The sequence below is a fragment of the Geminocystis sp. GBBB08 genome (assembly GCF_016743215.1).
GTDB lineage: Bacteria > Cyanobacteriota > Cyanobacteriia > Cyanobacteriales > Cyanobacteriaceae > Geminocystis.
The window spans coordinates 1-5,904 of the sequence record NZ_VRZC01000203.1; the positions used below are offsets into that span (position 1 = coordinate 1).

Here is a 5,904-nt window from a genome sequence, read left to right on the forward strand (position 1 = left end):
GGCTTGGTTTTTGCCTTTTATTGTCTGTTACCACATCGAAGGATGTTTTTTTAATTATAGCTCACTAATGCCCGTGGATAGCAGGGTTTTAGACCCACGATTTTTTGATAAGTAATGAAAGATGTTTAGATTAATATTCTCATAAAATTTACATAGGGTTTGCTCAAAAAGCGTCTTGATGAAGGTAGGTGTCAAGTATCAGGTATCAGGTTAAAAAATGAAAAATCAAGGTTTTGATGTTGTTGATATATAAAAAAAATATTATTGTATTATTAAAAATAAGGTCAAAAGTGTTAACTTTTTGTCATCAATTCCTCATTTAATCATTAAGATTTTGTAACAAAAGATACAGAATATCCAAACATAGTTATTATGGAGATATAAAGAAAAAATGCCATCAATAAATAGTCAAATTAAAAGGGGTAAAAAGATGATGAATGTTACTCGCAAAAGTCAAATGAGTGCTAATGCGGCACAAGCCTATCAAGATAGTTTACGCAAAAATTTAGAACATCGTTTGCAAGTAGCTAGAAATCAGGGTAATCAAAAATTAGTTGAACAATTAGAGCAAGAAGCGACTTATTTACATTTAAAATAAAAATCAAATAAAGACTAAAGGTTTATCTTTAAAGGGTGCAAAAGCATCTACATCGAAACGATATAAAGTAGCCGGCCTTCCTGCACCTTTATTAGCCTTTTTTCTGGTGTCGATTAAAAATCCTAATTTTAATAAACGAGAACGAAAATTAGAGTAATCGGTGAAATTTTCTCCTAAAACTGTAATATATAGTTGGTAAAGGTCATAAAGAGTAAATAATTCTGGTAACACTTCAAAAGCTATAGGACTATACTCTAATTTATTGCGTAATCGATGATAACCATACTCTACAATTTGGTTATGATCAAAGGCAAGGGGAGGAAGAGAATCTAAAGTCATCCATGTGGCACTTTTTATGTCTTTGGTGATTTGTGCTTCTTTATATCTGACTAAGGCAAAATAACTTACGGATAAATAACGCACTCCAAAACTATCTAATGATTCTCGAGGATCTCGATGGGGATCGCCGAAGGTATATAATTGTTCTAAATAAAGATTATTGACTTGTATTTTTTCTGCTAAAGTTCGATAAGCTGCCGATTCTAAAGATTCTCCTTGGTGCACTAATGTGCCGGGTAAACTCCAATATCCCTTAAATGGTTCTTGTTCTCGTTTTACCATTAAAATTAATAATTTATTGTTAATGGTATCCACGGAAAATATAACGTTATCTACTCCTACTTTAAAATCGGCGAGGGAATGGCTTACATTAAGCACTTTTTTCTTCATCAAAATATAAACAATTTTCTTCAATATAAGTTTTTACTTTATCAGTCAACACCCCTTGATCATGGTTGTTACGATAATCCGTAGAGGAAAAGGGAGGAATTTGGCATTGTGCGATCGCACATCCTAAACTAATATTGTTAATATTTTCGATCACTTTTTCCTGAATGGTATAACCTTTACGGGGAATTAATAATACTTTCACCCCTTGCCATAACTTTTGTGCTTGATACCATGTAAAAATTTGTGGTGCTAAATCTCCACCAATGACGATAGTTAAATCAAGATTTTCTCCCCATTTTAATCTTGCTTTTTCGATAGTATATATGGTTCTGTTATCACTTATATCAGGGCAATGAATAATATTACTATCCGTCAAATTAAGATCGTCAATAAGCAATTCTAACATACGACTACGATGAGATAAATTACTACCATGACTTTTAAAAGGATTATCAGAAGCATAAACTGCTACTAAATCATAATTGTTCCCTAAGTAATTTAAGATAGTTTTATGGGCAATGGTTGGCGGATCTGCACTTGTACCAAAAATAGCGACATTCATAAATAATGATTGTTAGGCTATAGTAAGAAGAATTTATTTTAAATTATCTCAATCTGATTTTACTTTTTGTTAATGGCGATGAGCAATTATTTCCCTTACCTGAGTTCGACATAAAATTATTGGTGAAGATTAGAATAGGAGAGAATTGACTTAAACATTATTAAAATTGATTTTCGACAATTATTTACTAAAGTTAATTCTTTTAGGTTAGGAAAATTTTGTCAACGAAGACTCTTAAACCCTTATTTCTAAAAGTTTCAAAGCATCGAACTGAGGTTCCCTTAGAAATAAATTTTAAAACTAACTTATTACTTATTACTTATTATTTATTACTTATTAGTTAAATTAATACGGAGTGGTAGGTATATTTAAACCACGATCCCGTAGATATTTGCCCGTTTCACGGGAGGGCGTATAATTATACCCAAAACCGCTATAACCCTCAGAATCATTAATAACTTGGGGTGTTAGCATGACTATTACTTCTGAACGAGCTTTATCTTTATAGGTTGAGCGAAATAAGCTACCAATGATAGGTAAATCTCCTAAAATAGGTATTTTAGAAACCTGTGTTCTTTCACCGTCTGAGATAATACCTGATAAAATTAAAGTCTGCCCATCTCGTAAACGAATTAAACCAGAGGATACTTTTCGTTCCACTAAAGGAGTAATAACGTTATCAGCACCAACACCACTACGGAAAATTTGAGGTGTACCTGGGGCACTAATGGAGGGATTAACTTGTAAATTAATAAAACCATTATCATCGATTTTTTGAATAGCTACGTTTAAGGTTAAACCAGCCGGTTCAATAACAGGAGTTGTAGTTCTGACACCACTTAATTGATCAATGGAAGTATTTACGCTTGTAACTACATTTTCAATCAATTCCACTGTTCCAACTTGTCCTTCTTGTACAACCAAAGTCGGATCTGTCAAAATTTTAGCATTACCTGAACTAACATTTGCTCTGATTTGTGCTAAAAAGGCTTGAGGTACGTTAAAATTACGACCAGGACGAATGTTAGCGGTAGTTCCGGGTTGAGTAGGATCTGCATTAGTACCAAAGGGGGTAATTTGTCCTGAATTGGGAGAGCCTAATGGTAATCCTTGTAAAGTTTTAGTCACGGTACGAGACACACTATCGGTAATATTTCGAGTTAAACCACTGATTTCTGATTGGTTTAAGGTATTAGCCACAGAATTAGTTAAATTATCTGTTAAAGCTCTACTTAGATTTTCTATTTGTCCTCTGGTAAAACTTGTTGTGTTACCAAATTGACTTAAAGTTCGATTAATGGTATCGGTAAAGTTACGATTCAAATTATCAGTTAAGGTACTATTACTAGATTGATTTAAGGTGTTAGCTAAATTATTGGCTAGGTTATTGGCTAAATTGTTAGTAAATCCTTCTGTAATAATCACTTCTTGCTGATAAGGATCAACTAAGGATTCATTACTATAACCTTGGGATTGAAGGGGGCCGTCAATACCACTGGTTCGCCACTGTTGAGGATTAACATTTTGATTATTTGTGCCAAAGTTAATAACTCCTACACCACCATCTTGGACAACACCAGTATTATCAATACCAAAAGAGAAGCTAGAACCAAAACTATCTTGTTGATCTAATGTTACATCAACTACTTTAACGTTAACTGCTACTTGACGACGACGAACATCTAATTGAGTTAAAAAAGAAGTCGCCATTTGCACTAAATTAGGTTCACCAACTAAGGTAACAGTATCATTCAGAGGATCAGCATGAACTGTTAAACCTTTTAAAACTAAATATTCGTTCTCTTTTTCAGTACTTTCTAATTTTTTCACTTCAAAAGTTCTGGTAACTTTGCCGTCTTTTGTCTCTTCTTTTATTTCTATAATATTACCCTGAGCCCCTTGACTGTTAAGGAAACTAGCCGCACCCACAGCACTATATTGGTTTAAACGAATACTGCGAGTGATGGCATTTTTAACCGTGGGTGGTAATTTGTTGCCGACAAAAATAGTTTTACCTTGAATACTAGCTTTTAACCCCGAAATCATTAAGACATTATTAAAAACATCTTGCACTGGCTCATTTTCCAAATCTAATGAGACTTTTGCTCCTTCTCCTGCTCCTTGTTCAGTAAAAATAATATTATATCCAGCTGCCCGGGTGAGTAATGCTAATACTTCTGTAGCAGGAGCATCTCTTAATACTAAACGGGGAACTGTAATATTTGTGCCAAGATTAATAACAGGAGAAGTGGTATTAACATTAGAAACTGACATATCTCCTACAGGAGGAGCAACCGCTCTGGGTAAAAATGGTGGGGGTGTAGGTTGAGATTCATTAACAGGTTTACCGTCAATTTTAATGGAAGGATTGGGTATTAAAATATCTTGATTAGATGGAAAAGATTGGGCGATCGACTGAGGAATATTTTTAATTTTTAATTTTTGATTAATACTAGGATTTGCTAAGGCTAAAGACTGCCAACTGAAAAGAATAACAGAGGTAGTACTTAAAAACTTGATTTGATTTAAACAAAATTTGTTCATTGATTTAACTCCTACACACTTAAATTTTAAATAAAAATAGAATTCGGAAATTATTTTAACGGTATGAAGTTGATGGTTTACTTAAAATCCATTTAAGTTACCTGTCAATATCTTAGGCTCGAAAACTACATTTTTTAGTATTCGTGTTTTTTCCTCTCATCCTTAGTACTAATAATTAATTTCAGTTTATTTAGCTGGTGGTTTTTCCCCTTCAGCCGGTGGTTTTTCCCCTTCGGCCGGTGCGGGGGGTTGTAGCTCAGGAAATACCGCTTGTATAGTAATACTGGTTTTTAATTTTGGTTGCCCAACAGTGATTAATTGATTATTTTCTAATAAATATTGCGGTGGGTTAAGAATAGAAGTGTTAAGATTTTTTACTACTAATAAAGGTTGTAATCTTTCTAAATCTTGTAAGAATGGTAATAACTCATTAAAGCTACCTTCTAAATCAAGATTATAAGTTTTTACTTGCAAATTATTAGTAGCTAAACTACCAAAAGAATCATCGGCAATGGTTTCTCGATCAGGATTAGGCACAAAACTGTTCATGGTGACATTACTGAATGTAGTAAATTTATTAATATCTAATAATAGAGTATCTAGTACCTTATCTGTAGCAAAGAGTTTAAGTACATCATCTTTGAGATCTGTTATTTCTTTTAATTCATTTTGTTTCTTGGCAATAATTTGATTGAGTTGACTAGAACTCAGTTGTAGTAGTTGGGATTCTTTTTCTTGTTTTTGCTTATTAAGTTGGGATAATTCTCCCCATACAGGAAGCACTTGACTCCAAAATAAATAAGCTGCGATCAAAAAACCACCAACTCCCATAGTAATACCGATTACTTTAGGGGTAAAAGTTATACCAAAGGCTTCAGGATAATCACTTCCACCAAAATCACCATCTTGAGGTTCAAATTCGTTAGAGGTAGTAAAAGATGTTGTCATTGTTTAGTTTCTCCTTCTGGGGGTTTTTCTTCTGGTGTTGTTTTAGTTACAGGTTGTAAATTGAAAGCTCCTTTTCTTTGTAAATTTGTTATTCTTGAGACTAAACCAATTGCTCCTCTGCGGTTTAATTGACTGAGTAATTCTTGGGCGGATTTATCATTAATTTCTGTATTTATAGTATATAAAACAACTTTCGGTAATGTTAAATCTATATCATTTTGTACTTGCCCTCTGGTAGTTTGATCCCCTAATAGTTGAGAACGATTAAATACAACAGTACCTGGATTAGCTACCATGGTAGCAGTGGCTAGTTTCGTAGTTTCACTATTGAGAAAAGCTGAATTTTTTAGAGTTAACAAAAAGTCATTGACGTTATCATAGGATTGTGCATAACCGTTAATCGTTAAACCTTTATTCCCTGATTGGGTAATTGTCTGTATTTGCACATTAGGAGGTGTAATAGTGGGAATTTTCGCTAACATAGATGACCAAAGTTTAATTTCGTTAAAAAAACTGACTAGAA

Annotated in this window: 6 protein-coding genes; 1 reads left to right on the top strand and 5 read right to left on the bottom strand. The window is 33.3% G+C overall.

Going from position 1 to position 5,904, the window contains the following annotated elements:
- The first annotated feature begins 430 nt into the window (after window positions 1–430).
- Window positions 431–598 (top strand): hypothetical protein, encoded by a 168-nt coding sequence (locus FWJ34_RS17465; protein WP_308256625.1) that lies wholly within the window; start codon window positions 431–433, stop codon window positions 596–598.
- A 3-nt stretch (window positions 599–601) separates the two neighbouring features.
- Here FWJ34_RS17465 and FWJ34_RS17470 read toward each other — a convergent pair whose 3' ends face one another.
- From FWJ34_RS17470 to FWJ34_RS17490, 5 genes are all read right to left on the bottom strand, one after another.
- Window positions 602–1,327, bottom strand: a complete 726-nt coding sequence (locus FWJ34_RS17470) for an NrtR DNA-binding winged helix domain-containing protein (RefSeq protein ID WP_308256620.1) — start codon at window positions 1,325–1,327, stop codon at window positions 602–604.
- The gene (locus tag FWJ34_RS17475) at window positions 1,308–1,889 is read right to left on the bottom strand and encodes a nicotinate-nucleotide adenylyltransferase (RefSeq protein WP_308256621.1); all 582 of its coding nucleotides are present in this window, start codon (window positions 1,887–1,889) and stop codon (window positions 1,308–1,310) included. Before FWJ34_RS17475 ends, FWJ34_RS17470 begins: the two co-directional genes overlap by 20 nt.
- Window positions 1,890–2,234: 345 nt before the next feature.
- On the bottom strand, window positions 2,235–4,433 hold the full coding sequence (locus FWJ34_RS17480; protein WP_308256622.1) for a secretin and TonB N-terminal domain-containing protein: 2,199 nt from the start codon (window positions 4,431–4,433) through the stop codon (window positions 2,235–2,237).
- A gap of 186 nt (window positions 4,434–4,619) precedes the next feature.
- A complete protein-coding gene (locus tag FWJ34_RS17485; RefSeq protein WP_308256623.1) occupies window positions 4,620–5,381 on the bottom strand; it encodes a type II and III secretion system protein in 762 nt (253 codons plus the stop codon).
- Window positions 5,378–5,904: PilN domain-containing protein (locus FWJ34_RS17490; protein ID WP_308256624.1), on the bottom strand; the 527-nt coding region annotated here is incomplete at its 5' end. The genes FWJ34_RS17485 and FWJ34_RS17490, both read right to left, overlap by 4 nt.

What these genes read in the sequence shown, in the direction of transcription:
- FWJ34_RS17465 (WP_308256625.1), top strand. Translation starts at nt 431, where the DNA reads ATGATGAATGTTACTCGCAAAAGTCAAATGAGTGCTAATGCGGCACAA.
- FWJ34_RS17470 (WP_308256620.1), bottom strand. Translation starts at nt 1,327, where the DNA reads ATGAAGAAAAAAGTGCTTAATGTAAGCCATTCCCTCGCCGATTTTAAA.
- FWJ34_RS17475 (WP_308256621.1), bottom strand. Translation starts at nt 1,889, where the DNA reads ATGAATGTCGCTATTTTTGGTACAAGTGCAGATCCGCCAACCATTGCC.
- FWJ34_RS17480 (WP_308256622.1), bottom strand. Translation starts at nt 4,433, where the DNA reads ATGAACAAATTTTGTTTAAATCAAATCAAGTTTTTAAGTACTACCTCT.
- FWJ34_RS17485 (WP_308256623.1), bottom strand. Translation starts at nt 5,381, where the DNA reads ATGACAACATCTTTTACTACCTCTAACGAATTTGAACCTCAAGATGGT.